General features: G+C 68.3%; 23 protein-coding genes and 1 riboswitch. Of the genes, 11 read left to right on the forward strand and 12 right to left on the reverse strand.

Annotated features, from left to right (window positions below):
* Positions 1-131 precede the first annotated feature (131 nt).
* The 5 genes from RCAP_RS11645 to lexA all read left to right on the forward strand — a co-directional run bounded on the left by RCAP_RS11645 (position 132) and on the right by lexA (position 3,823).
* Complete coding sequence (locus tag RCAP_RS11645; RefSeq protein ID WP_013068066.1) at positions 132-719, forward strand: anthranilate synthase component II; 588 nt, start codon at positions 132-134, stop codon at positions 717-719.
* On the forward strand, positions 716-1,726 hold the full coding sequence (gene trpD / locus RCAP_RS11650; RefSeq protein ID WP_013068067.1) for an anthranilate phosphoribosyltransferase: 1,011 nt from the start codon (positions 716-718) through the stop codon (positions 1,724-1,726). Before RCAP_RS11645 ends, trpD begins: the two co-directional genes overlap by 4 nt.
* Positions 1,723-2,517, forward strand: coding sequence for an indole-3-glycerol phosphate synthase TrpC (trpC, locus tag RCAP_RS11655; protein ID WP_013068068.1), 795 nt, complete (start codon positions 1,723-1,725; stop codon positions 2,515-2,517). The genes trpD and trpC overlap by 4 nt, the downstream gene beginning before the upstream one ends.
* Positions 2,511-2,984 (forward strand): cyclic pyranopterin monophosphate synthase MoaC, encoded by a 474-nt coding sequence (gene moaC, locus RCAP_RS11660; protein WP_013068069.1) that lies wholly within the window; start codon positions 2,511-2,513, stop codon positions 2,982-2,984. Before trpC ends, moaC begins: the two co-directional genes overlap by 7 nt.
* Positions 2,985-3,106: 122 nt before the next feature.
* Complete coding sequence (gene lexA, locus RCAP_RS11665; protein ID WP_013068070.1) at positions 3,107-3,823, forward strand: transcriptional repressor LexA; 717 nt, start codon at positions 3,107-3,109, stop codon at positions 3,821-3,823.
* Here the strand turns inward: lexA and RCAP_RS11670 are convergent.
* On the reverse strand, positions 3,817-6,009 hold the full coding sequence (locus RCAP_RS11670) for a ComEC/Rec2 family competence protein (protein ID WP_238530197.1): 2,193 nt from the start codon (positions 6,007-6,009) through the stop codon (positions 3,817-3,819). The two genes, lexA and RCAP_RS11670, sit on opposite strands and share 7 nt — an antisense overlap.
* Before the next feature lie 79 nt (positions 6,010-6,088).
* Here RCAP_RS11670 and gltX point away from each other — a divergent pair, with 79 nt between their 5' ends.
* Positions 6,089-7,489: a glutamate--tRNA ligase gene (gene gltX / locus RCAP_RS11675; protein ID WP_013068072.1), complete on the forward strand. Its 1,401-nt coding sequence runs from the start codon at positions 6,089-6,091 to the stop codon at positions 7,487-7,489.
* 101 nt (positions 7,490-7,590) lie between these two features.
* Positions 7,591-8,886, forward strand: coding sequence for a citrate synthase (gltA, locus tag RCAP_RS11680; protein WP_013068073.1), 1,296 nt, complete (start codon positions 7,591-7,593; stop codon positions 8,884-8,886).
* A gap of 62 nt (positions 8,887-8,948) precedes the next feature.
* Here gltA and RCAP_RS11685 read toward each other — a convergent pair whose 3' ends face one another.
* The 9 genes from RCAP_RS11685 to RCAP_RS11725 all read right to left on the reverse strand — a co-directional run bounded on the left by RCAP_RS11685 (position 8,949) and on the right by RCAP_RS11725 (position 18,741).
* Positions 8,949-10,535: a glucan biosynthesis protein gene (locus tag RCAP_RS11685; RefSeq protein ID WP_013068074.1), complete on the reverse strand. Its 1,587-nt coding sequence runs from the start codon at positions 10,533-10,535 to the stop codon at positions 8,949-8,951.
* Between the two features lie 57 nt (positions 10,536-10,592).
* Positions 10,593-11,777 (reverse strand): NnrS family protein, encoded by a 1,185-nt coding sequence (locus tag RCAP_RS11690; protein WP_013068075.1) that lies wholly within the window; start codon positions 11,775-11,777, stop codon positions 10,593-10,595.
* 114 nt (positions 11,778-11,891) lie between these two features.
* Entirely contained in the window at positions 11,892-12,443 is a 552-nt protein-coding gene (locus tag RCAP_RS11695) for a calcium-binding protein (protein ID WP_013068076.1), read from the reverse strand.
* A gap of 76 nt (positions 12,444-12,519) precedes the next feature.
* Entirely contained in the window at positions 12,520-13,149 is a 630-nt protein-coding gene (locus RCAP_RS11700; protein ID WP_080514620.1) for an HAD family hydrolase, read from the reverse strand.
* Entirely contained in the window at positions 13,146-14,774 is a 1,629-nt protein-coding gene (locus RCAP_RS11705) for an FGGY-family carbohydrate kinase (RefSeq protein ID WP_013068078.1), read from the reverse strand. The genes RCAP_RS11700 and RCAP_RS11705 overlap by 4 nt, the downstream gene beginning before the upstream one ends.
* A gap of 30 nt (positions 14,775-14,804) precedes the next feature.
* Positions 14,805-15,533, reverse strand: coding sequence for an SDR family oxidoreductase (locus RCAP_RS11710; protein WP_013068079.1), 729 nt, complete (start codon positions 15,531-15,533; stop codon positions 14,805-14,807).
* 15 nt (positions 15,534-15,548) lie between these two features.
* Positions 15,549-16,799, reverse strand: a complete 1,251-nt coding sequence (locus tag RCAP_RS11715; protein WP_013068080.1) for a sugar ABC transporter permease — start codon at positions 16,797-16,799, stop codon at positions 15,549-15,551.
* The gene (locus RCAP_RS11720) at positions 16,796-17,599 is read right to left on the reverse strand and encodes an ATP-binding cassette domain-containing protein (protein ID WP_013068081.1); all 804 of its coding nucleotides are present in this window, start codon (positions 17,597-17,599) and stop codon (positions 16,796-16,798) included. The genes RCAP_RS11715 and RCAP_RS11720 overlap by 4 nt, the downstream gene beginning before the upstream one ends.
* Positions 17,600-17,694: 95 nt before the next feature.
* Positions 17,695-18,741 carry an ABC transporter substrate-binding protein gene (locus RCAP_RS11725; protein WP_013068082.1) on the reverse strand — a complete coding sequence of 349 codons (1,047 nt, stop codon included), beginning with the start codon at positions 18,739-18,741 and terminating at the stop codon, positions 17,695-17,697.
* 237 nt (positions 18,742-18,978) lie between these two features.
* On the opposite strand from RCAP_RS11725, the gene RCAP_RS11730 reads away from it, so the two are divergent.
* The 4 genes from RCAP_RS11730 to RCAP_RS18565 all read left to right on the forward strand — a co-directional run bounded on the left by RCAP_RS11730 (position 18,979) and on the right by RCAP_RS18565 (position 22,576).
* Positions 18,979-20,007 (forward strand): substrate-binding domain-containing protein, encoded by a 1,029-nt coding sequence (locus tag RCAP_RS11730; protein ID WP_013068083.1) that lies wholly within the window; start codon positions 18,979-18,981, stop codon positions 20,005-20,007.
* Positions 20,008-20,057: 50 nt separating this feature from the next.
* Positions 20,058-20,252, forward strand: a riboswitch (cobalamin riboswitch).
* 304 nt (positions 20,253-20,556) lie between these two features.
* Positions 20,557-21,342, forward strand: coding sequence for a tonB-system energizer ExbB (gene exbB, locus RCAP_RS11735; RefSeq protein ID WP_013068084.1), 786 nt, complete (start codon positions 20,557-20,559; stop codon positions 21,340-21,342).
* Complete coding sequence (exbD, locus tag RCAP_RS11740; protein WP_013068085.1) at positions 21,342-21,761, forward strand: TonB system transport protein ExbD; 420 nt, start codon at positions 21,342-21,344, stop codon at positions 21,759-21,761. The genes exbB and exbD overlap by 1 nt, the downstream gene beginning before the upstream one ends.
* Positions 21,758-22,576: a TonB family protein gene (locus RCAP_RS18565; protein WP_013068086.1), complete on the forward strand. Its 819-nt coding sequence runs from the start codon at positions 21,758-21,760 to the stop codon at positions 22,574-22,576. Before exbD ends, RCAP_RS18565 begins: the two co-directional genes overlap by 4 nt.
* On the opposite strand, the gene RCAP_RS11750 is transcribed toward RCAP_RS18565, so the two are convergent.
* Positions 22,560-22,811: a DUF6525 family protein gene (locus tag RCAP_RS11750; protein WP_013068087.1), complete on the reverse strand. Its 252-nt coding sequence runs from the start codon at positions 22,809-22,811 to the stop codon at positions 22,560-22,562. The two genes, RCAP_RS18565 and RCAP_RS11750, sit on opposite strands and share 17 nt — an antisense overlap.
* Before the next feature lie 18 nt (positions 22,812-22,829).
* Complete coding sequence (locus RCAP_RS11755) at positions 22,830-24,035, reverse strand: GTP-binding protein (protein WP_013068088.1); 1,206 nt, start codon at positions 24,033-24,035, stop codon at positions 22,830-22,832.
* Positions 24,036-24,181 lie beyond the last annotated feature (146 nt).

Genomic DNA, 24,181 nt, shown 5'->3' on the forward strand with positions numbered 1-24,181 from the left:
CCTTTTGCCGCTTTCTGCGCGCCTAGATCGCGGCCTTGAAGGCTTGACCCCGGCCGCTTGCTCTGAACATCTATACCGCGACGCCTGACCCGGTTCACCCCCAGAATGCGGGCGGCCCAAAGGATTTGCGCATGCTTCTGCTCATCGACAACTACGACAGCTTCACCTGGAACCTGGTGCATTACTTCGGCGCGCTTGGCGCGGAGGTGAAGGTGGTGCGCAACGACGCGATGGATGTGCAGGAAGCGATGGGAATGGGCGCCGAGGCGATCGTGCTGAGCCCCGGGCCCTGCGATCCGGCGCAGGCGGGGATCTGCATCCCGCTGACCTTGGCCGCGGCAGAAGCAGGCGTGCCGCTGCTGGGGGTCTGTCTGGGCCATCAAACGATCGGCGAGGCCTTTGGCGGCCGCGTGATCCGCGCGGGCGAGATCGTGCATGGCAAGATGGGCACCATTCATCACGCGGGCAAGGGCGTCTTTGCCGGTCTGCCCAGCCCGTTTCAGGCGACGCGCTATCATTCGCTGATCGTCGAACGCGAGAGCCTGCCCGCCTGCCTTGAGGTCACGGCGGAACTGGACAGCGGCATGATCATGGGGCTGCGCCACCGTGACAAGCTGATCGAGGGGGTGCAGTTCCACCCCGAATCCATCGCCTCGGAGCATGGCCATGCGATGCTGCGCAATTTCCTGACGGAAGCGAAAGTGAAGGTGAGCGCATGAGCGAACTCAAGCCCCTGATCGGCCTGGCCGCCGACCGCCCGCTGACCCGTGCCGAGGCCGAGACGGCCTTCGAGATCTTTTTCAACGGTGCGGCGACGCCCGCGCAGATGGGCGGGCTTCTGATGGCCCTGCGCACCCGCGGCGAGACGGTGGATGAAATCGCCGCCGCCGCTTCGGTGATGCGCTCGAAGATGCACCGGATCGCGGCGCCCGAGGGGGCGATGGATATTGTCGGCACCGGCGGCGACGGCAAGGGCACGCTGAACATCTCCACCGCGACGGCCTTTGTGGTCGCGGGGGCGGGGGTGCCGGTGGCCAAGCACGGCAACCGCAATCTGTCGTCGAAATCGGGCGCGGCGGATGCGCTGACGGCGCTGGGGCTTGACGTGATGAAGGGGCCGGAGGTCGCCGAAAGGGCGCTGGCGCAAACCGGGATCACCTTTCTGATGGCGCCGATGCACCATCCGGCGATGAAACATATCGGCCCGGCGCGGGTGGAGCTTGGCACCCGCACGGTGTTCAACCTGCTGGGGCCGCTGACCAATCCGGGCGGGGTGAAACGGCAGCTGACCGGGGCGTTTTCGCGCGCCTGGATCCGGCCGATGGCCGAGGTGCTGAAGGCGCTCGGCTCGGAAGCCGCCTGGCTTGTGCATGGCTCGGACGGCACCGACGAGCTGTCGATCTGCGGCGTGAGCTGGGTCGCGGCTTTGCGCAATGGCGAGATCACGGATTTCGAGGTCCACCCCGAGGAAGCCGGTCTGCCCACCCATCCGTTCGAGGCGATCATCGGCGGCGAACCGGCCGAGAATGCCCGCGCCTTCAACGACTTGCTGGATGGCCGCACGGGCGCTTACCGCGATGCGGTGGTGCTGAACGCGGCCGCGGCGCTGGTGGTGGCGGGCAAGGCGGGCGATCTGAAGGCGGGGGCCGAGATGGCGGCGGAGAGCCTCGATTCCGGCGCGGCCAAGGCGCGGCTGGTCGCCTTGCGCGAGGTGCTGGGCGCATGACGAACATCCTCGACCGGATCAAGGCCTACAAGCTTGAGGAAGTCGCCGCGGCAAAGGCCCGGGTGTCTTTCGCCGATCTTGAGGCGCAGGCCCGCGCGCAGGCGCCCTGTCGCGGCTTTGCCGAGGCTTTGCGCAAGAAATCCGCGCAAGGCTATGGGTTGATTGCGGAAATCAAGAAGGCCTCGCCCTCGAAAGGGCTCATTCGGCCGGATTTCGACCCGCCTGCGCTGGCGCGCGCCTATGAAGACGGCGGCGCCGCCTGTCTGTCGGTGCTGACCGACACGCCCAGCTTTCAGGGCGCCCCCGACTATCTGATTGCGGCGCGGAACGCCTGCGCCCTGCCCGCGCTTCGCAAGGATTTCCTTTACGACCCCTATCAGGTCGCCGAGGCCCGCGCCTGGGGCGCCGATTGCATCCTGATCATCATGGCCTCGGTCGAGGATGCGCTGGCGGTCGAGCTGGAAGCGGCCGCGACCGGCTGGGGCATGGATGTGCTTATCGAGGTGCATGACGGCGCCGAGCTGGACCGGGCGCTAAAATGGCTGAAATCGCCGCTGCTTGGGGTGAACAACCGCAATCTGAAGACCTTCGAGGTGACGCTCGACGTGACCCGTCAGCTGGCGCCTGTGATCCTGGCCGAGGGGCGGGAGCTGGTCTGCGAAAGCGGCATCTTCACCCCCGCCGACATGGCGGCGATGGCTGCGGTCGGCGCGCGGCGGTTCCTGATCGGCGAAAGCCTGATGCGTCAGGCCGATGTCGCCGCGGCCACCCGGGCACTTTTGGCATGCTGACGCATTTCGACGCCGCGGGCAAAGCCCATATGGTCGATGTCTCGGACAAGCTGCCGACGACGCGCGTTGCCGTGGCCGAGGGCTGCATCGTGATGGCGCCCGAAACCCTGGCGCTGGTGCTTTCGGGCACGGCGGAAAAGGGCGACGTGCTGGGGATTGCGCGGGTGGCGGGGATCATGGCGGCGAAAAGGACCGCCGATCTGATCCCGCTTTGTCATCCCCTGGCGCTGTCCAAGGTTTCGGTCGAGCTGACCCCCGATCCCGCCCTGCCCGGGGTGCGCATTCAGGCCACGGTAAAGACCACCGGCCCGACCGGGGTGGAGATGGAGGCGCTGACCGCGGTGTCGGGGGCGGCGCTGACGCTGTACGACATGCTGAAGGCCGCGGAAAAATCGATGCATATCGAGGGGATACGACTTTTGTCGAAAGACGGCGGCAAATCCGGCCCCTATCGCGCGGCGCCCTGAAACCGGCCCGTTCCTTGCCAGCGCGTTAACGCCACGCCCGGGGCTGTCATTGACACGAAACGGGAACGTGGTTAGAACACTTGCGGAACACCGGGCGAGGATGCAAGCGGGGGGGCAACCGGATGCTGACGCACAAGCAATTGGAACTTTTGGATTTTATCCAAAAACGCATGGCGCGGGACGGGGTTCCGCCGTCTTTCGACGAAATGAAGGATGCGCTGGATCTGCGGTCGAAATCCGGGATCCACCGGCTGATCACGGCGCTGGAGGCACGCGGCTTCATCCGGCGGATGGCGCATCGCGCCCGGGCGCTGGAAATCGTCAAGCTGCCCGAGTCGATGGAACGCGCCGCCGAGGCGGAACGGGGGTTGCAGACGCAACCGGCCTTCACGCCGACGCTGATCGCGGGCAGCCGGACCGAGCCGCCGCGCGGCGCGCTGCCGGTGGCGGCGGCGGCGCTGGACATTCCGATGATGGGGCGGATCGCCGCCGGGGTGCCGATCGAGGCGATTGCCGAAGTGGCGCATCACGTCACCGTTCCGGGCGCGATGCTGTCGGGCCGGGGTGAGCATTACGCGCTTGAAGTCAAAGGCGATTCGATGATCCAGGCGGGGATCAACGATGGCGACATCGTGGTGATCCGCAGCCAGCCCACCGCCGAGAATGGCGATATCGTCGTCGCCCTCGTCGAGGATCTGGAAGCGACGCTGAAGCGCTATTACCGCCGCGGCGGGATGATCGCGCTGGAAGCCGCGAACCCGGCCTATGAGACGCGGCTTCTGCGCGAGGATCAGGTGAAGGTGCAGGGCCGTCTGGTCGGGCTGATCCGCAGCTACTGAGCGCCTTCGGGCGGGTCCGGGTCTGGCGCCGTCCGGTCTTCGGGCGGCGTCTTGCGCTGCGGCGGATCGGTCCAGAGCCTTTGCCCCGCCTCCTCCCGCGCGCGGCGGATCTGCCCCGACACCTCGAAAGAAAGCGCCCCGGTCCGCGCCAGGCTGCGCCTGTCGTAAAGGCGGCAATCGCCCGTGAAGCCCCTGGGCGCGGCCGTGTCCAGCACCACCAAGGCCCCGTCCCGGCAGGCGTTTTCCAGATTGTCCAGGGCCGCCTTGCCCGACAGGTGCACCAGCCGCCTGCCCTGCCAATCGGCCTGCCGGACCCCTCTCTTGCCGCTGAACCCCGCCCGTGCCATCGCCTCTTTCGGGGTCACGGCATCGCCGTCGGCCTCCAGCCAGCCCTCGGCGGTGAAGCTGGGCGCGGCCTTCGACAGCGCCCGCCCCTCGGGCGTCATCAGCCCGACAAGCGCGCCCCCGGGCGCGATCAGCAGCGCCGGACGGGGGGCAAGCCCCCAGCCCGCAAAGGCCACGAGCGCGAGCGCCAGCATCGCCGCGCGGAACGCGCCCCGCGACAGCACCGCCGCCCCGGCCGCAAGCGCCAGCACCGGCAGCACCCAGCCGGGCGGCGCGGGCAGAAAGGTCTGCGCCCCCGCCAGACCCGCGACGAAGTCGGCCACGGCCAGCACCCAGTCGGTGCCCAGCCCCATCAGCCAGAGCGCGGGCCCCGCCAGACCCAGCGGCGCCAGAACCGCCGCCAGCACCCCGGCAGGCATCACCACGATCCCCATCACCGGCACGGCCAGCAGGTTCGCCAGCATGCCGTATTGCGACATCCGCCCGAAATGCGCCGCCGCGATCGGCGCCGTCGCCAGCCCCGCGATGAGCGAGGTCAGCACCAGCATGATCACCGGGCGCAGCACGACAGGCAGGCGGTGGTAATGCGCCGCCCAGGGCGCCGCCATCAGGATCAGCGCCACGGTGGCGGCGAAGGACATCTGGAAACCGGGGCCGGTCAGCGCCTCGGGCCACAGAAACAAAAGGAAAATCGCCGCAAGGGCCACCGTGTGCAGGCTTAACGCGCGCCGGTCGACAAGGATCGCCAGCAGCATCACCGCCGTCATGATCCAGGCGCGTTGCGTCGCGATATCGCCGCCCGAAACCCAGAGATATGCGGTCGAAGCCGCCAGCGCGACGGCGGCGGCGATCTTTTTCGTCGGCCAGATCAGCGCGAAAGGCCCGATCAGCGCCAGCCCCCAGCGCAGCGCGCCGAACACGAACCCGGCCAGCATCCCCATGTGCAGCCCGGAAATCGAGACGATATGGTAAAGGTTCGAGGCCCGCAGCGTGGCATTCGTCGCCTCGGAAATGCCGGAGCGGTCGCCCGTCATCAGGGCCGCCGCCACCGCCCCCGCCTGACCGCCGATCCGGTCCTGCATCGCCGCGGAAAGCCGCATCCGCGCCCGATGCGCCGCCAGCCCCCAATCCTGTTCCGGCGGCGCGATCACCACCACCGGGCTCCGGGTGTAGCCCAAGGCGCCCAGCCCCGAAAACCAGGCGTTGCGACGAAAATCCCAGGCGCCGGGGGCGATCGGCTCGGCCGGGGGGCTCAGATGCGCGGTCGTGGCGACGCGCAGCCCCGGTTCCGGCGCAAGGCCGGTGCTCTCGCCATGCAGCGCGATGCGGACCCTGGCGGGCAGGATCTCGGGCGCGACCCGGGTCAGCCGCACCTGATCAAGCGTGAGCCGGATCACGTCGCGCGCCGAACGGTCGATGCCGATGATCCGCCCCTCGACCGGGCCGTAATAGTTGAAGGGCAGCACCGGGGCGGCGACGGAATGGGCACGCCAACTGGCGGCCAGAAGCCCCAGCGCCGCCATCAGAACCAGCGTCGCGGGCAGGTGCAGAAAGCCCGGGCCGCGCCGCCACACCCCCACCGCGCCCACGATGACCGCAACTGCCGCGGCCAGCACGGGCACGCCCGGCTCGAAAGGCAGCGCGAAATAAACCCCGACGCCCGTGCCAAGGCCCAGCGGCGCCCAAAGCACCCAGTCCAGCTGCGCCCGATCGAGCGCCGCCAAAGGATCGGCCAAGCCCCGCCAGAGCCCGGAAAACCGGCGCCGGATCCCGTCCCGATGCACCGCCGATGCCTGCGCCACTTGTCCTGTCGCCCCCTCCTGCATTAGAGAAACGCTCAAGCTAGCCTACGGGCATCATGGTTTCCAAAAGGTTAAAACGCGGTCTCCGGCAGCCCCGGCGCCCGCAAGAAAGGCCGCAATGTCGCAAAAGATCGTCACCCGCTTCGCCCCCTCGCCCACCGGCTACCTGCATATCGGCGGCGCCCGGACGGCGCTTTTCAACTGGCTCTTTGCCCGCGGCCATGGCGGCACCTTCCTGCTCAGGATCGAGGATACCGACCGTGCCCGCTCGACCCCCGCGGCGACGGCGGCGATCCTCAAGGGGCTTGACTGGCTTGGCCTGGATTATGACGGCGAGGTGGTGAGCCAGTTCGACCGGGCCCCCCGCCATGCCGAAGTCGCGCGCGAGATGCTGGCCCGCGGCGCCGCCTACAAGTGTTTCGCCACCCAGGAGGAAATCGAAGCCTTCCGCGAGGCGGCAAGGGCCGAGGGGCGCTCGACGCTGTTCCAGTCGCCCTGGCGCGACGCCGACCCCGCGACGCATCCGGATGCGCCCTATGCGATCCGGCTGAAGGCCCCGCGCGAGGGTGCGACGGTGATCGCCGACAAGGTGCAGGGCGAGGTGACGGTGCGGAACGACCAGCTCGACGATATGGTTTGTTTACGCTCGGATGGTACACCGACCTATATGCTTGCCGTTGTCGTCGATGACCACGACATGGGCGTCACCCACATCATCCGGGGCGACGACCATCTGATCAACGCGGCGCGGCAGATGCAGGTGTATCACGCGATGGGCTGGGAGGTGCCGGTGTTCGCGCATATCCCGCTTATCCACGGGCCTGACGGCAAGAAACTGTCCAAGCGTCACGGCGCGGTGGGTTTGGAAGAATATCAGGCCATGGGCTATCCGGCCGCGGGCATGCGCAACTATCTGGCGCGGCTGGGCTGGAGCCATGGCGATGACGAGGTCTTCACCGACGCGCAGGCGCAGGAATGGTTCGAGCTGGAGGGAATCGGCCGCGCGCCCTCGCGGCTCGACTTCAAGAAGCTCGAAAATGTCTGCGGCCATCACATGGGCCAGATCGCCGATGACGATCTGATCGCCCAGATTTCGGGCTATCTGGAGGCGGCCAAGCTGCCCGCCCTGACCGGGACGCAATTGGCGGCTTTGCACAAGGCCCTGCCCGTGGTGAAATCGGGGGCGAAGACCTTTGGTCAACTGCTGGAAAAGGCGCGCTTCGCGCTGATCTGCCGTCCCGTCGAGATCGACGCGAAGGCGATGGCGGCGCTTGATCCGGTATCCCGTGGTATACTGAAAGAATTGACGCCGCAGCTGCAAAATGCTAGCTGGGTGCGTGAGGAGCTCGAAAGCGTGGTCGCGCGGGTGGCCGAGGCGCATGGACTGGGCCTTGGCAAGATCGCGGCGCCGCTGCGCGCCGCGCTGGCGGGACGGGCGGCAACGCCCTCGGTCTTCGACATGATGGAATTGCTGGGCCGCGAGGAAGTGCTGGCCCGGCTGAGCGATCAGGCGGCCTGAGGCCCGGCCGCCCTCTCCCGCAGCCGGTTCGTCGGGAACCGGCGCGCGGGAACCGGGAAGGATGCACCGGCGTGGCCCGCCGGACCAATGGAGAGGGAACCATGGCTGAAACGAAACGCACGGCAACGCTGACGCTTGACGGCAAGACCTATGATCTGCCGGTGCTGTCGCCCTCGGTGGGGCCGGATGTGCTCGACATCCGCAAGCTTTATGCGCAGGCCGACGTCTTCACCTTCGACCCCGGCTTCACCTCGACGGCGGCCTGCGAATCGGAAATCACCTATATCGACGGCGACAAGGGTGAGCTTCTCTACCGCGGCTATCCGATCGAGCAACTGGCCGAAAAGTCGCATTACCTGGAAGTCTGCTACCTGCTTCTGAACGGCGAACTGCCGACCGAAAAGCAGATGACCGATTTCGAGTTCCGGATCACCCGGCACACGATGCTGCACGAACAGATCCACATGTTCTTCCGCGGCTTCCGTCGCGACAGCCACCCGATGGCGACGATGGTGGGTGTGGTCGGCGCGATGTCGGCCTTCTATCACGACAGCTTGGACATCAACGACCCCTGGCAGCGCGAAGTGGCCGCGATGCGGATGATCGCGAAACTGCCGACGATCGCCGCGATGGCCTATAAATATTCGATCGGCCAGCCCTTCGTCTATCCGCGCAACGATCTCGATTACGCGGCGAACTTCCTGCACATGTGCTTCTCGGTCCCGGCCGAACCCTATGTGGTGAAACCGGAACTGGCGAAGGCCATGGACCGGATCATGATGCTGCATGCCGATCACGAACAGAACGCCTCGACCTCGACGGTGCGTCTGGCGGGCTCTTCGGGGGCGAACCCCTTTGCCTGCGTCGCGGCCGGGATCGCCTGCCTTTGGGGCCCGGCGCATGGCGGGGCGAACCAGGCCTGTCTGGAAATGCTGCGCGAAATCGGCTCGGTCGACCGGATCCCGGAATTCATCGCCCGGGCCAAGGACAAGAACGATCCCTTCCGCCTGATGGGCTTTGGCCACCGCGTCTACAAGAACTTCGACCCGCGCGCCAAGGTGATGAAGGAATCGGCCGACGAGGTGCTTGACCTGCTCGGCATCCACGACAACCCGATCCTGCAGGTCGCCAAGGAACTGGAACGGATCGCGCTCGAGGACGATTACTTCGTCTCGAAGAAGCTTTACCCGAATGTCGACTTCTATTCGGGCATCATCCTTGAAGCGATGGGCTTCCCGACCTCGATGTTCACCCCGATCTTCGCGCTCTCGCGCACGGTGGGCTGGATTTCGCAATGGAAGGAAATGCTCGGCGATCCGACCGGCAAGATCGGCCGTCCGCGTCAGCTTTACACCGGCCATGTCGCCCGCGATTACGTCCCGGTGCCGAGCCGCTGAGCGACCTCGGAACGAAACGACCAAGGCCGGGGGGAACCCCGGCCTTTTTCTTGCCGCCGCTCTCAGCGCAGCTTTTCGATCCGGTCGGGATGCAGCGGCGCGGCCCAGGTCTCGCTCAGCGCGCGACCGCCGCGGCTCAGCCCCGCCAGAAGATCGACCGTGCCGGTGCCCGGCGGCGATTTCACGTCGAAGACCAGCCGCCAGCGGGTGCTGCCCCGGATCGGATGGGCAAAGGGATTGATGATCTCGACCCCTTGCGGCGCGGTGATCTCCGGCGTCACGCCGTCGGCCTCGCCCAGACCGGCCAGGGCCGGGCCCTCGAAATCGAGCACGACCTTGATCTGATCGCGCGGCCGTTTCACCCCGGCATTGCCGCCCATGCCGATCCGGCTGGCCACCACCTGCGCCAGATCGCCTTGCGGCGGCACCCGGTCAACCCAGTGCAGCCTGTAATCGAAGCGCAGCTCCTGCCCCGGGGCGGGCAGGGTCTCGGGCGTCCAGAAGGCGACGATATTGTCGTAGATCTCGTCATGCGTCGGCAGCTCGACCAGCGTCACCGCCCCCCGCCCCCAATCCGAGACAGGTTCGACCCAGACCGTCGGACGGCGGTCATACCAGACGCCATCATCCTGATAATGCTCGAAATTGCGGTCGCGCTGCACCAGGCCGAAGCCCTTTGGCGCAGGCCCCGCAAAGCGCGTGGTGACGATGTCGCCGGGCGTATCGAGCGCGCGCCAGACCGGCGTTCCCGTCGCGGGGGCGATCAGCAACCCGTCGCTGTCATGCACCTCGGGGCGCCAGTCCAGCGCGTGCCAGCGGTTCGTTTCGGAATACCAGAACATCGAGGTCAGCGGCGCCAGCCCCAGCCGCGCCACCGGCTTGCGCAGGTAGATCCGGCTTTCGACCGCCATCACCTGCCCCTGCCCGGGGGTGTTGGTGATCGCCATGCGCCAGACCCCGGCCAGGCTGCGCCCCTCGACCAGCGCGGTGACGACCGCCTGCCCCCCGGCGCCTTCCTCCAGATAGACCTCGGTGAAGCGGGGGAATTCCTCGCCCGAGGGCAGGCCGGTATCGACGGCGATGGCGCGGGCCGAGAGGCCGAACTGACCCAGCGCCCCCTCGGTGCGGAAATAGGTGGCGCCGAGGAAGGAAATCCAGTCGCCCGACAGATCCGGGCGGAGGATCCGAAAGCCCGCAAAACCGGCATCGGCGGTCAGATCGCGGGCGGGGCTGTCCTTGGGCATGTCGAACAGAGCGGGGGCATAAAGCACCTCGCGCGCCTGCCCGTTCGCAACGGCGAACATCTTCACCGGCTGGCGGAAATAGGTGCCCAGATGGAAGAACTGCACGGGCACGGCGCCCAGCTGCAGCGTCTTGTCCTTGCGGTAGCGGATCTGCCTATGCGCGTCGTAATCGATGCGCTCCAGCACCTCGGGCTGGCGCGGCGGCGCGGGCACATAGGGCGCGCGGGCGATGGCGGCGGCGCGGGCGGCCAGCGCATCAAGGCTGAAGGGCGCGGGCGCGGCAAGGCCCGGCCCCGCCGCCGAAGTCTGGGCCAAAGTCTGGGCCGGGGTCTCGGCCGGGCATAAAGCGGGGGCCAGCAGGGCAAGGGCCGCGGTGGCCGCGAAAACAAGGGGGCGCAGGGTCATGGCGGGCTCCTTCGCGCAGGGGACTGCGGCAGGGAAAGACAGGAAAACCGCCCGCGATCAAGGGGTTTGACGCGGACCCAGGAAAGCGGGCGCAGAGCTGAGCGCGAAAAGCGCAAAAGCCAGCACCCAGAGCGCCGCCGCGCTCAGCATCGCCGCGACATAGGTTTCCGGCCAGGTGGCGGCGGCGAACCGCGCCAGCGCCGCCAGCGGCAGCAGCAGATAGGCCAGCACCACCGGCCGCGGCGCCACCAGCGCCCGCCCGGTCTGCGCCAGCGTCGCGCGGCTCATCACCGCCAGGATCATCCCGCCCACCCCCGCAATCGCGCTGACATGCAGCGCGCCGATCTCCTCGCCCCGGCCAAAGGCGGCAAAGCCCTGCAGCAGCGCGCCGATCCCGGTGCCCAGCATCGCCAGATGCAGCGCCGCCAGCAGCGGATTGCCCAGCACCTTCCGGCTGCGCCAAAAGCCCATCCGGGCCAGCTGCCCGGCCCCGAGCGCCAGGGCCGCCGCCCCCGCAAGCGCCCCGGACAGCGGGAAAACGGCCGCCAGCGCCGCCAGACAGGCGCAACCGGCGACGCTCCGGTCCAGCCAGGGGAAACTGCGTGGCAGCGCCGCGGGCGGCGCCCCGGCCCGGGCCAGCGCATTGCGGGTGAATTGCGGCGTGATCCGCCCGCCCAGCACCGCGACCAGCGCGACCAGCGCCGCCAGCCCGCCGCGCAGCCCCGCCGCCGCATCGCCGGGCGGCAGGTCGAGCCAGTCCAGCAGCACCCGCGCCTCGGCCAGCGTGATCAGCCCCAGAAGCGCCAGATACAGCCCCTCGCTCGAGGCCGGACGGCGGATCAGCTGCCGCGCCATCCGTTCGGTCAGAAGCGCCGGGAAGGCAAGGACCACCCCGGCGGCCAGAACCGGCGGCACGCTGCCCCAGAGCAGCACCGCCCCCCGGCCCGCCAGCCAAAGCCCCGCCATCAGCGCGATGAACCGCGGCCCGGCCACCGGCTTGCCGGTCCAGTTCGGCGCCGCGGTCAGGAAAAATCCCGCCGTCGCCGCCATGCCGAAGCCGAAGATCAGCTCATGCGCGTGCCAATGGGACGGCGCCAGCGCATTGGGCAGATCGCCCCCCGGCCCGATCTGGTTTTGCCACAGCCACCAAAGCCAAAGCGCCATCGCCGCCGCCGCCCAGAGGGAGGCGAGCAGGAAAAAGACGCGAAACGAGTCGGACAACAGGCGAAGAAGGGCGGTCATCGGCGCTCCGGCAGCGGGGATGTCCGGGTGGTGGCGCCCGGCCGCCGGGCTGTCAAGGTGGGGATGCGCCAAAACCCCGGTGCAGGGGGCTTGCGGCGCCGTGCCGGGGGGGGGTCAGCCGCGGCGGCGCGGTCCGAAATCGGCCAGCGTCACCACGCCGTCGCCGGTGCGGTCGCGCATCGCAAACCAGCGATCGCTGCCCGCGACGAATTCGGCCTGCGTCACCCGGCCGTCGCCATTGCCGTCAAGCCGAAGCATCTGATCGGCGGCCGGGGCAAAGAAGCCCTGCCCCGCCATCCCCTGACCTTGACCTTGGCCCTGACCTTGCCCCATGCCGCGTCCCATCCCGGCGCGCGGCATTACCCCGTCGGCGCGCTGATGCCCGGGGCCCATCCCGGCCTCCAGCTGCGCCTGTTTGAACTCGTCGATACCCGCCAGTTCCGCGGCCGAAAAGCTGCCGTCGCCATCGCTGTCGAACATGGCGAAGATGTCGGCGCGGTGGCTGCGGGCCTCGGCCAGGGTCACCTGACCGTCGCCGTCCAGATCCCATTGCGCCAGGAACGCCTGCCCCGGCACCACCGCCGGATCGGCCGCCTGTTGCGCCACTGCGGGCAGGGCCGCGCCACAAAGCGCCACGATCGTCGCAAATTTCAGAACGCGTGTCATCGCAGATCCCTTTCATGCTGATCTTGCAATATGAACGCGCAAGCGCCGCGATTCCGTCGCCGGGCCGGAAAGATCCTCAGCCCGGCAGGCGCGAGGACAGCGCCGCGAAGGGCTGCCAATCGCCCGCAGGCCCCTCGAACCAGGGCATCATGTAGACGCAAAGCCCCGCCGCCCGGGCCGCCGCCAGCCCCGCGGCGCTGTCCTCGACCACCGCCACCGTCTCGGGCGGCAGGCCAAGCCGTGCGAGCGCCAGCAGATAGGGCTCGGGATCGGGCTTGCCGCGGCGGACATCGTGACGGCTGACCGTGCGCACCGCTCCGGGGGCCAGCCCCAGCCGGGTCAGGTTCGCCCGCACGATCCCCTCGGGCGAGTTCGACACGATCGCCTGAGAAAGCCCCGCCGCTTGCGCCCGCGCCCAAAGATCGGTGGCGATCCGGAAGGGATGCACCTCCTCGATGCGGGCCAGATAGGCGGCGAAACGCAGCTCGGACCAATGCGCAAGGGACAGCGTCAGCCCGTGTTCGGCCGCAAGGATCGCATGGATCGCATCCTCGCTTTTGCCGATCAGGCCTTCGTGGAAATCCGCGGGCAGCGTCAGACCGCAGGCCCGCGCCGCATCGACGAAGGAGAGCCGATGCACCGGCTCGCTGTCCAGAAGCGTGCCGTCCATGTCCCACAAGATCGCGCGCAGGGGCTGGTCCATCATGCCTCCCGCAGCGCGGCATCGCGCGCAAGCACCTGAAACTTCTCGAAAAGCGCGAAACGGGCGTCGTGGAAGGCGCGCAGGGCCGCTTCCCCCGGCGGGTAGCGTCGCGCGATGCGCGACATCTGCGCCATGCCGGTGGCCACATCGGGCGCCGCCCCCGCCGCCACCGCGGCCAGGATCGCGGAGCCGAGCAGCACCGGCTCCTCGGTGTCGGGCGCGGCCACCGGCACGCCGGTCGCATCGGCCAGGATCTGGCGCACCAGATCCGACCGCCCCGCCCCGCCGCTGATCACGATCGTCGCGACCGAGGCGCCGCGTTTCGCCTGCACTTCAAGGATCTGGCGCAGCCCGTAGCCCAGCCCGCAAATCCCCGCGACATAAAGCGCAACAAGGTTGTCAAGATCGTCCTCCATCCCCAGCCCGGCGATCAGCGCGCGGGTATAGGGGTCGGCATGCGGCGCGCGGTTGCCCAGAAACTCGGGCACCACATGCAGCCCCGCCGCCAGACGGGCCACCTCGCCCCCCGCCCCTGCCAGGGCCTCGGCACGGCGCGCAAGCCAGGCGGGGAGGGAAAGCCCGGCACGGGAGGCGGCGGCCGACGCCTCGGCAGAGGCGGGATGGAACCGCAGAAGCTGATCGATCGCAGCCCCGGCGGCAGACTGACCGCCCTCGTTGAGCCAGGCCCCCGGCACCATCGCCGAATAATAGGGGCCCCAGACGCCCGGAACGAAGACGGGATCTTCGGTGGTGGTCATGGTGCACGACGAGGTGCCGAAGACGTAAGCCAGATTCGCCACAGCCCCCCCCTCGCCCGCGGCGCCGACGGTGCCGACACCGCCCGCATGGGCATCGATCAGCCCCGCCGCAACGGGCGTGCCGGGCAAAAGACCCAGATCCCGCGCGGCAGCCTCGGTCAGGCCCGCGCCCAAGGCGGTGCCGGGCATGACGACTTCGGTGCCGATGCGGGCAAAGCCTTCCTCGGCCAGGTCCGCAAGCCCGATCTGGCGGAAATAGCTTTCATCCCAACGGCTTTCATGGCCCATATAGGTCCATTTGCAGGTCACGGTGCAGATCGAGCGCGCCGCCGAGCCCGTCGCCTTCCAGGTCAGGAAATCGGTCAGATCAAAGAAATGCCCCGCGGCATCAAAGGTTTCGCGGCGGTGTTCCTTGAGCCACAACAGCTTCGGCGTCTCCATCTCGGGCGAGATCCGGCCGCCGACATACTCCAGCACCCGGTGTTTCGTCGCGTTGATCCGCTCGGTCTGCGCGGTGGCGCGGTGATCCATCCAGACGATCACATCGCGCGCGGGATCCCCCGAGGGGCCGACCGGCAAGGACCGCCCCGCCGGATCCAGCACCACCAGCGAACAGGTGGCGTCAAAGCCGATCCCGGCGACATCCGCGCCCGTCAGACCCGCCGCCTTGAGCGCGCCCTGCACCGCGCGGCCGACCGCCGCCCAGATCTCGGCGCTCGATTGCTCGACGACCGAGCCTTCCTCGCGGAAAAGCGTGATCGGGTGGTGGTCGGTGCCCAGAAGATGGCCGGTCAGGTCAAAGACCCCGGCGCGGGCAGAGCCGGTGCCGACATCGACCCCGACAAGATGGCGGGCAGTGGGTGCGGACATGGAAAATCCTCCGGGCAGGCGGCCTTGGGGTCAAAGATCGACGCTGTTGGGCAAAAGCACGAGATCGCGCACGACGACGCCGCGGCTGCGCGACAGCATGAAGAGAACGGCTTCCGCCACTTCGCGCGCCTGCATCAGCGAGCCATTCGCCAGGGCTTCCTCCATCTTCGCCTTCGGCCAGTCATCAAGCAGCGCCGTCACCACCGGACCGGGCAGCACCGCGCCCATGCGCACGCCATGCGGCGCCACCTGACGGCGGGTGGCGTGCAGGAAGGCCTGCACCGCGAATTTCGAGGCGGTGTAGACGGGCTCCCAGACCACCGGCACCACCCCCGCGACGGAGGAGGTGAAGATGATGTCGCCGGTCTTGCGTTCGATCATATGCGGCAGCACCGCATTCACCGTGCGGAAGGCGGCGTTGATGTTCAAATTCAACACCTTGTCCCAGACATCCGGGTTCCCCTCGGCCGCGGGGCCGCCGACATAGGCGCCCGCATTGGCGTGGAAGATGTCCAGATCGCCCACAAGCTTGCGGATCGCGGGCAGCATCCCCGAGACCGCCTTGCCGTCGAAAAGATCGAGCGACAGCGGATGCGCCCCCGGTCCGATCTCGGCGCAGGCGGCGGCCAGTTTCGTCTCGTCGCGGTCGATCAGCACGACCTGCGCGCCTTCCTCGACCAGGATCTTGGCGCAGGCCAGGCCGATGCCCGAAGCGGCGCCGGTGATGGCGGCGGTTTTGCCCTGCATGAGATTTGTCATTCTATCCTCCGGTTGTCAGGCGCGGCCGTGGCTGGCGCGCGATTGCCGTGCAAGCGAGTCGATGATCACGGCCACGGCCAGAACCGCCCCGGTGATCATGTAACGCAGCGACGAGCTGAGATTGAGAAGCGTCAGGCCGTTCGAAATCGACTGGATCACCAGCACGCCCAGCAGCGCCGCCCAGGCCGAGCCGCGGCCGCCGAAAAGCGAGGTGCCGCCGATGACCGCCGCCGCGATGGCATTCAGGTTCACGTCCCCCGTCCCCGCCTGCTGGCTGGCCGTGGCCAGACGCGCGGCGGAAAACACCCCGCCAAGGGCTGCGAGCGACGAGCCCAGCATGAAGGCGGTCAGGCGGATGCGCTTGACCTTGATGCCGGAGCGCCGCGCCGCCTCGATATTGCCGCCGACGGCGAACATCGAGCGGCCCCATTTCGTCCGGGTCAGCGCATATTGCATCGCCGCGACGCAAAGCACGAAGACGACGAACATGAAGGGCACGCCGCGGCCAAGGTTCAGATAGGCGACGGCGCCTTCCAGAAGCAGGGTCACGGCGCCCGCCTTGACCAGCACGACGCTGGCGCTGGTGCACGACAGGTTCGCCGCCGCCCGCGCCTTCATCTGCCGGAAGCCGAACCACAGGATGCCCAGCCCCGGCACCAAAGCCAGCGCATAAGACGCCCAGTCCGGCATGATCAGGATCTGCCCGAAGCGGACCAGGAACGAGGCGTAAGGCAGGTTGATCGAGCCGGTCGGCCCGAGGATGTAAAGCTGCATGCCCAGAAGCGCGAGCAGCCCCGAGAGGGTGGAAACGAAACTCGGCATGGTGAAGCGGTTCAGAAGCGTCGCATAGATCGCCCCCATCGTCGCCCCGGCCGAAAGCGCCGCCAGAATGGCCAGCGGCAAGGGCACCCCCATGTTGACCCAAAGAACGCCGACCAAGGCCGAGGCCAGCCCGCTCATCGAGCCGACGGAAAGGTCGATTTCCCCCAAAAGCAGGATCAGCACGATGCCCAGCGAAATAAACCCCACTGCGGCGGCATCGAACAGCAGGTTGACGAGGTTGTTGGGCAGCAGGAAGACCGGGTTCAGGGTGGAAAAGACCACCGAAATCAGGATCAGCCCCACCACGACCGGCAGGATGCCCAGATCGCCCGAGCGGATGCGGTCGATGAAGGCGCGGGCGGCACCGGCAAGCCCGGTATCGGCCCGCACCCGGGCATCGGCGCGGTCATAGGCGATGGGCGAGGCGTCGGGTTTCATGCTCATTGCTGGGCCCTTGTTCTTTCGATGGCATCGCGGCGGGCGGCGACATTGTCATCGGCGCCCATGATCGCCGCCACGATCTGCTCGCGCGTGGCGTCCTTGGTGAAAACGCCGTTGTTGCGACCAAGCCGCAGCACCGCGATGCGGTCGGACACGGCGCGGACATTGTCCATGTTGTGGGAAATCAGGATCACGCCATAGCCGCGATCGCGCAGCCGCTCGATCAGGTTCAACACCTCGGCGGTCTGGGCGACCCCCAGCGCAGCGGTGGGCTCATCGAGCATGACGATCTTCGGCTCCAGCAGCAGCGAGCGCGCGATCGCCACGGTCTGGCGCTGCCCGCCCGAAAGCGAGGCGATGGGCTCGCGCACCGAAGGGATGCGGGCCGCAAGTTCGCCCAGCAATTGCCAGGCGCGGACCTCCATCTGCACCTCATCCAAGGCCCAGGGCGACAGCTCCTGCCCCAGGAACAGGTTCGCCACCACGTCCAGATTTTCGCACAGCGACAGATCCTGAAAGACGGTGGAAATGCCCAGGGTCAGCGCCGCCGAGGGGCTGTCGATGCTGACCGGCCGCCCCATGAATTCGATCGTGCCCGATGTGGGCTGAAACACCCCCGCCAGGATCTTGATCAGCGTGCTTTTGCCCGCGCCATTGTCGCCCACCAGCGCCACCACCTCGCCCGCATGAACGTCAAGGTCGATGTCGCTCAGCGCCGAGACGGCGCCAAAGGTCTTGGTGATCCCGCGCAGGCGCAGGACCGGCTCGCGCGCGGGCGCAAGCGACGCATCATTCACAGCCATCAGGCTCTCCTCCCCAGTGCGGCGCAGGCAGTCGCCCGCCTGCGCCCTTCGGTCACAGCTTACGCGATCCGCAGACCTTACTCGATGCCCGGACCTTACTCGATGCCCAGGGCCTTGCAGCCCTCGGCATATTCGCCGGTGCAGATCTCGGCGGCGGTCTGAATGCCCTTGTCGAAGATCTCGGCCTTGATGTTTTCGCGCGTCACCACGGCCGGAACGAAAAGCTCCGAGGGCGTGTCGTAAAGCGTGGTTTTCGGCGCGGGGGTTTCGCCCTTGAGGAAGGTCACGGCCACGTTCGCGGCAGCTTCGGCGACGATTTCCGAGGGTTTCGAGATCGTGTTGTATTGATCGCCCGCGATGATCAGCTGCAGCGCCGCGATGGTGGCGTCGTTGCCGGTGACCGGCGGGATCGGATCGACGCCCGCCGCTTTCAGCGCCGCAATCGCGCCGCCGCCGGTGCCGTCATTGGCCGCGACGATGCCCTTGATCTGATCGCCAAAGCGGGTGATCTGCCCGGCGGTCCATTCCTGCGCCTTCGGCGGCGCCCAATCGGGCGTGTCGAATTCGGAAAGCTTGGTATAGGGCGATTCCTCCAGCGCGCGGTGGATGCCGTCGCGGATCAGACCGGCGGCCGCATCGGTGGGCGAGCCGTTGATTTCCAGCACCCCCGCGCCGTCCGGCACGCCCGAGGCCTTCATGTGATCGACCAGCGATTTCGCGATCGCATAGCCGATGCCCTCATTGTCGAAGGAGACGTAGTAATCGGCCGGTTTCGCCGGGATCGGACGGTCATAGGCGATGACCTTGACGCCCTGCGACTGCGCGATTTCCACCAGACCGGCGGCGGCGGCGCTGTCGACCGGATCGAGCACGATCACCTTGGCCCCCTGCGCGATCACCGAGTTGAACTGCTGCTGTTGCAGCGCCACATCGGCATTGGCGTTCTGATAGATCACCGTGCACTCGGCGCAAAGCTTGTCCATCGCCGCCTTGAAGCCGGGGAAATCGTGCTGCTCGTAACGGGTCGAGGCCTGGTCGGGCATCAGGAAAGCCACCGTGGCCGCCTCCTGCGCGCTGGCCGCGGCGCCGAAGAAAGCCGCGACAAGAACCGAAGCCCCCGCCAGCGAAATCGTCTTGTTCATCCTGGTCTCCTCCTCTGGATGATCCGCAAGGCCAAGGCCCGGTCTTGGCCCGGTCCCGTCGCCGGCCGCCCGGGGCGAAGCACCCGCCCGGCAGTGCCGACACGACCCGGTTGCGCCTCCTCCACGCCTCCGCCTCGCCTGCTTCATCGGTTGCGCAAGCTTGCTCAATCGATGAAGCAGAATTGCATCCGGTTTCGATTCACGTCAAGATGGAAGATGACAACATGACGGGAAAGCATGACCGACACCCTTGGCCCCGGCCGCAAGCGCCCCACGATCTATGACCTGGCCGAACGGGCGGGAACCTCGCCCAGCGCGGTCAGCGCGGTGCTGAACGGGTCCTGGAAGAAGCGGCGGATCAGCGAAAAGCTGGCCGAGCGGATCACCGAACTGGCGCGCGATCAGGGCTATGCGGTGAATTTCCAGGCCAGCCTGCTGCGGCGGGAGCGCTCGAACATCGTCGGCATGATCGTGCCGAAATATGACAACCGCTATTTCGGCGCGATGGCCGAGCGGTTCGAGGCGGTGGCCCGCGCGCATGGGATGTTTCCGGTGATGACCTGCACGCAGCGCGACCCCGAGCTGGAATTCGAGGCCGCCCGGGCGCTTCTGTCCTATCAGGTCGATTGTCTGGTGGCGAATGGCGCGACCGACCCGGACCGGATCGCCGATCTGTGCGCCGCGGCCGGGGTGCGGGTGGTCAACCTCGATTTGCCGGGATCGAAGGCGGCCTCGGTCACCTCGGACAACTATGCCGGGGCAAAGACGCTGACGCATCTGATTCTGGATCGTTGCCGCGACGATCTGGGCTACACCGGGCCGCTGCTGTTCATCGGCGGGCGGGCGGGCGATCACAACACCGCCGAGCGGATCCGCGGCTTTCGCGCCGCCCATGCCGAACGCGGCCTGCCCCTGCCCGAGGAGGCGATTCTGGCCTGCGGCTATTCGCCCGACAAGGCCGAACGGGCGCTCGACGCGCGGGCGGGGGCGCTGCCGCCGGGGCTCTTCGTGAACTCGACGATCACCCTCGAGGGGGTGGTGCGCTGGCTCAACCGCGCCGTGCCCGATCATGCCGGGCGGATGCGCTACGGCTGTTTCGACTATGACGCTTTCGCCGCGCAACTGCCGGACAATGTCGGCATGATCGAGCAGGACGTGGACGGGATGATCGCCAAGGTCTTCGCGCTGATCGAGGGCGGCCCGGCCAGCCCGGCGCATTTCCGCATCCCCTGCATCCTGCGCACGCCCGCCCCGCCCCGGGGCTGAGCGGCCCGGGCCAAGCCCCGCTTCCGGCTTGACGCGGCGGCGAAATTGGATTTGGCTTGACGTGTTCAAGTTCCGGCCTGCGGGTCGGATTGAAAGGGAACACGGAACGGCCTCCGGGCCCAGACCGTGGCTGCCCCCGCAACTGTGAGCGGCGAGCGACGTCGACATGCCACTGGGCCCGCCCGGGAAGGCCGACAGAGCGAAGACCCGCGAGCCAGGAGACCTGCTTGGACATTCACCCTTTCCGGGGCGCGAGGGGCGCCGCGGAAGCGGCCCGTTCCGCAGTGGTGGCCCGCCGTCTGCGGAAAGCCCAGCTTTTCCGCGACATCCCCCCTGCCGGGCCCTTCGGCCCGAGCCGAAAGGTCCGACCGATGCCGCCTTGCCCCAGCCTGCCGCCGCCTGCCGCCCCCGCGCGCCGGACCGCGGCCAAGATGGCCCGGCGCTTGCCCCGTCCATTACTTGACAAGTTCACTCAACAAGCGCAGGAGAGGACAAAGCCAGCCTTCCGCCAGCCGCCCCTTTCCGCCCTGAACGCCCCCGAGGTCTGCCATGCCGCCCGTCGTTCCCGCCGCTGCCGATAGCACGCTGATCCTGTTTCTTGACCGTGTCGGGCTTTCGGGTCTGGCCGAGACCCTGCGCGCCGCCGCCGCCTCCGAGGCGCTGACGCCGCTGGCGATGTTTGCCCATGCCGATATTCTGGTGCAGGGCGTGATGCTGGGGCTGCTTGCGGCCTCGGTGCTGGCCTGGGCGATCTGGGCGGGCAAGCTGGTGCAGCTGACGCGCGCCCGCCGCCGCCTGACGCGCGATTACCGGGTGCTGGCGGCGCGCGGCACGCTTGGCGCGGCGCTGAGCGGCGGGATTGTGGCGCGGATGCAGGCGGCGGCACGTGCGGAAATCGGTGCCTCGGCGGGGCTGCCGGATGCGGGCATCAAGGAGCGCGTCGCGATCGATCTGACCCGGATCGAGGCCGGGGCGGCGCGGGCGATGCAATCGGGGGTGACGGCGGTGGGCTCGATCGGCTCGACCGCGCCCTTCGTCGGGCTGTTCGGCACCGTCTGGGGCATCATGAACGCCTTTGTCGGCATTGCCGAAAGCGGCTCGTCGAACCTGGCCGTCGTCGCCCCCGGCATCGCCGAGGCGCTGATGGCCACGGCGCTCGGCCTTGTCGCGGCGATCCCGGCGGTGCTGCTTTACAACCACCTGACCCGCGCCGTCGGCGGCTACCGCGCCGCGCTGACCGATGCGGCGGCGCTGGTCGAACGCACGCTCTCGCGCGATCTGGACCGGGCGCGGCTGGCGCCCACGGTGAAATCCCTGCATCTGGTGGCGGAATAATGGCGGTCCGGCTGTCTGACGGCGAGGATCTGACCCCCGAAGCCGCGATCAACATCACGCCCTTCATCGATGTGATGCTGGTGCTTTTGATCATCTTCATGGTCGCCGCGCCGCTCTCGACCGTCGATGTGCCGCTGGATCTGCCGGTGGCCTCGGGCCAGCCGCAACCGCGCCCGCCCGAGCCGGTCGTGCTGTCGCTCAGCGCCGAAAAGGGGCTGATGCTGGGCCGCGATCCGGTCAGTGCGACCGATCTGCCCGCAAGGCTGGCCGAGGCGACACAGGGCGATCTGGCCACACGCATCTTTGTTTCCGCCGACAAATCCGTGCCTTACGGAGAGATGATGGGGCTTTTGAACCAGCTGCGCGCGGGCGGCTATCTGAAGATCGGCCTTGTCGGGCTGGAGGAGGCCGCGCCGTGAGCCTTGCGCTGACCGATCCGCCCGAAGTGCCCGGGCGGGCGCTTCTGTGGGGGCTGGCGCTCTCGCTGGCGCTGCATGCGGTCGCGGTTTCCGTGCTCTCGCAGACCGAGGCCGCCCCCGCGGCGCTGGTGGCGGCGGGCGCGGGCGGCGAGGATCTGGACGGCCTCGAAGCGATCGCCGCGACCTTCGTCGATCTGGCGCCGCAGATCCAGCTGCCCGAGCCCGAGATGGCGCTGCCGCTGACCGCGCCGGTGATCGACATTCCCCAGGTGCGGCTGCCCGATCCGGTGCTTTTGCCGCCCGAGCCCCCGAAGATCACGCCACCAAAGCGCGCCGAGGAGAAACCGAAGCCCCCGCCGCCAAAGCCGAAACCCGAGCCGCGGCCGCGGGCGGAAAAACCCAAGCAGGCGAAACCCGCGCCGGTGCAAAGCGAAAGCCGCGCCGCCTCGCGCGCGGCGGGATCGGGGGCGGGCGCACAGGCGGGCACGGGCGGGACGGATGCGCAGGCGACGGTCTCGGCGGGCACGACGAAAAGCCTGCTTGCGAAATGGGGCGCGACGATCCGCACCCGGATCGAACGGCGCAAAAGCTATCCCGCCGCGGCGGGACGGGCTGCAGGCTCGGTCGGGCTGGCGCTGAAAGTCAGCCGCGACGGCGCGCTGCTCTCGGCCGCGGTGAACCGCTCCTCGGGCCATCCGGCGCTGGATGCGGCGGCGCTGGCGGCGGTGCAGAAGGCGGGGAAATTCCCCGCCGCCCCCGCGGAACTGGCAAAGCCGAGCTACGCCTTCTCCGTCGCGGTCAAGTTTTCGCGCTGAGCGACGGCTCGCGGGCCAGCGTCCGCGCCTCGGCCAGATGCAGCCGGGCCAACGCCGCCTCGGGGCAGCCGGTTTCCGCCAGCGCGCGGGCCCAGATCCGCGCCACCGAGGCCGCCGACCAGGGCAGCACCGCCTGCCGCGCCCAGGCCCGGGCGGGCGCGGGCAGCCGGTCAAAGGCCGCCATCGGATCGGCCCGGACCCGGTGGCGCAGCGATGTCGTCAGGTTGCGTCGCATCCTCACGCCCCCCCCAGCTCACGCCCCCCAGCGCGGGAACGGGTCGGGCAGATCGGCCCAGGCCTCGGGGGTGAAATCCGCGGCCGGAACCAGCGCCGCATTCAGCCGCGCGCAGATCGCGTCGCGGTCCAGATCGACGCCGATGAAGACGATCTCCTGGCGCCGGTCGCCCCAGGGCTCGGCCCAGTTCCGGGCGATTTCGCGCTGCGCATCGGGATGCGCGGGCAGCCGCTCGGGCGGGACCGAGGCCCACCAGCGCCCCAAGGGCGTGACCCGGGCCGAGGCCCCCGCCAGGCTGAATTCGACCGCCCAATCGGGCCGCGTCGCCAGCCAGAAATGCCCCTTGGCGCGGATCACGCCGGGAAGCGCCCCGCCCAGGGCCGCCTCGATCCGGGCCGGATCAAAGGGGGCGCGGGCGTGATAGACGAAGCTTGAAATCCCGTATTCCTCGGTCTCGGGGGTGTGATTGGCGAAACCGTAAAGCTCTTTCGCCCAAAGCGGATGTTCGGCGGCGCGGGCGAAATCGAACAGCCCGGTGTCAAAGATCGCCTCGGCCGGAACCTGACCGAAATCGGTCTCGATCAGCCGCGCATCGGGGTTCAGCGCCTTGACGATCTGCCGCGCGATCTGCAGCCGCTCCGGCCCGGCATCCGTGACCTTGTTCAGCACCACCACATCGGCGAATTCGATCTGCTCGGTCAGCAGATTGACCAGCGTGCGGTCGTCCTCTGCCCCCGCCGTCTCGCCGCGATCGGCCAGAAAATCGCTCGAGGCGAAATCCTTCGTCAGGTTGATCGCATCAACCACGGTGACCATGCAATCGAGCCGCGCGATGTCGGAGAGGCTCGCCCCCGTCTCATCCCGAAAATCGAAGGTGGTGGCCACGGGCAAGGGCTCGGCCACGCCCGTCCCTTCGATCAGCAGATAGTCGAACCGCCCCGCCTCGGCCAGGGCCCGCACCCCTTTCAACAGGTCATCGCGCAGCGTGCAGCAGATGCAGCCGTTGGTCATTTCCACCAGCGCCTCTTCGGCGCGGTTCAATTCGGTGCCCTCGCGGATCAGATCGGCATCGATGTTCACCTCGGACATGTCGTTGACGATCACCGCGACGCGGCGCCCGGCGCGGTTGTTCAGCACATGGTTCAATAGCGTCGTCTTGCCCGCGCCCAGAAAGCCCGAAAGCACGCTGACCGGAAGGCGGGGATCAGTGGGAGAAAGGGTCATGGCCGTCCATCTGAGTTATGTTATACTATCACCCAAATAGCCCGAAAGCCCGCCCCCCCGCAAGCCCGCCAAAGCAAAGGGCCGGACCCTGCGGCCCGACCCCGTGTTTTCCCCGTGTTTTTCCTGGTGCAAATACGCCGGGGTGC

It is taken from the genome of Rhodobacter capsulatus SB 1003, from assembly GCF_000021865.1.
Lineage (GTDB): Bacteria > Pseudomonadota > Alphaproteobacteria > Rhodobacterales > Rhodobacteraceae > Rhodobacter > Rhodobacter capsulatus_B.

Bases quoted from the DNA above. Each gene is read 5' to 3' on its own strand.
- RCAP_RS11645 (WP_013068066.1), top strand. From the start codon at position 132: ATGCTTCTGCTCATCGACAACTACGACAGCTTCACCTGGAACCTGGTG.
- trpD (WP_013068067.1), top strand. From the start codon at position 716: ATGAGCGAACTCAAGCCCCTGATCGGCCTGGCCGCCGACCGCCCGCTG.
- trpC (WP_013068068.1), top strand. From the start codon at position 1,723: ATGACGAACATCCTCGACCGGATCAAGGCCTACAAGCTTGAGGAAGTC.
- moaC (WP_013068069.1), top strand. From the start codon at position 2,511: ATGCTGACGCATTTCGACGCCGCGGGCAAAGCCCATATGGTCGATGTC.
- lexA (WP_013068070.1), top strand. From the start codon at position 3,107: ATGCTGACGCACAAGCAATTGGAACTTTTGGATTTTATCCAAAAACGC.
- gltX (WP_013068072.1), top strand. From the start codon at position 6,089: ATGTCGCAAAAGATCGTCACCCGCTTCGCCCCCTCGCCCACCGGCTAC.
- gltA (WP_013068073.1), top strand. From the start codon at position 7,591: ATGGCTGAAACGAAACGCACGGCAACGCTGACGCTTGACGGCAAGACC.
- RCAP_RS11685 (WP_013068074.1), bottom strand. From the start codon at position 10,535: ATGACCCTGCGCCCCCTTGTTTTCGCGGCCACCGCGGCCCTTGCCCTG.
- RCAP_RS11690 (WP_013068075.1), bottom strand. From the start codon at position 11,777: ATGACCGCCCTTCTTCGCCTGTTGTCCGACTCGTTTCGCGTCTTTTTC.
- RCAP_RS11695 (WP_013068076.1), bottom strand. From the start codon at position 12,443: ATGACACGCGTTCTGAAATTTGCGACGATCGTGGCGCTTTGTGGCGCG.
- RCAP_RS11700 (WP_080514620.1), bottom strand. From the start codon at position 13,149: ATGATGGACCAGCCCCTGCGCGCGATCTTGTGGGACATGGACGGCACG.
- RCAP_RS11705 (WP_013068078.1), bottom strand. From the start codon at position 14,774: ATGTCCGCACCCACTGCCCGCCATCTTGTCGGGGTCGATGTCGGCACC.
- RCAP_RS11710 (WP_013068079.1), bottom strand. From the start codon at position 15,533: ATGACAAATCTCATGCAGGGCAAAACCGCCGCCATCACCGGCGCCGCT.
- RCAP_RS11715 (WP_013068080.1), bottom strand. From the start codon at position 16,799: ATGAGCATGAAACCCGACGCCTCGCCCATCGCCTATGACCGCGCCGAT.
- RCAP_RS11720 (WP_013068081.1), bottom strand. From the start codon at position 17,599: ATGGCTGTGAATGATGCGTCGCTTGCGCCCGCGCGCGAGCCGGTCCTG.
- RCAP_RS11725 (WP_013068082.1), bottom strand. From the start codon at position 18,741: ATGAACAAGACGATTTCGCTGGCGGGGGCTTCGGTTCTTGTCGCGGCT.
- RCAP_RS11730 (WP_013068083.1), top strand. From the start codon at position 18,979: ATGACCGACACCCTTGGCCCCGGCCGCAAGCGCCCCACGATCTATGAC.
- exbB (WP_013068084.1), top strand. From the start codon at position 20,557: ATGCCGCCCGTCGTTCCCGCCGCTGCCGATAGCACGCTGATCCTGTTT.
- exbD (WP_013068085.1), top strand. From the start codon at position 21,342: ATGGCGGTCCGGCTGTCTGACGGCGAGGATCTGACCCCCGAAGCCGCG.
- RCAP_RS11750 (WP_013068087.1), bottom strand. From the start codon at position 22,811: ATGCGACGCAACCTGACGACATCGCTGCGCCACCGGGTCCGGGCCGAT.
- RCAP_RS11755 (WP_013068088.1), bottom strand. From the start codon at position 24,035: ATGACCCTTTCTCCCACTGATCCCCGCCTTCCGGTCAGCGTGCTTTCG.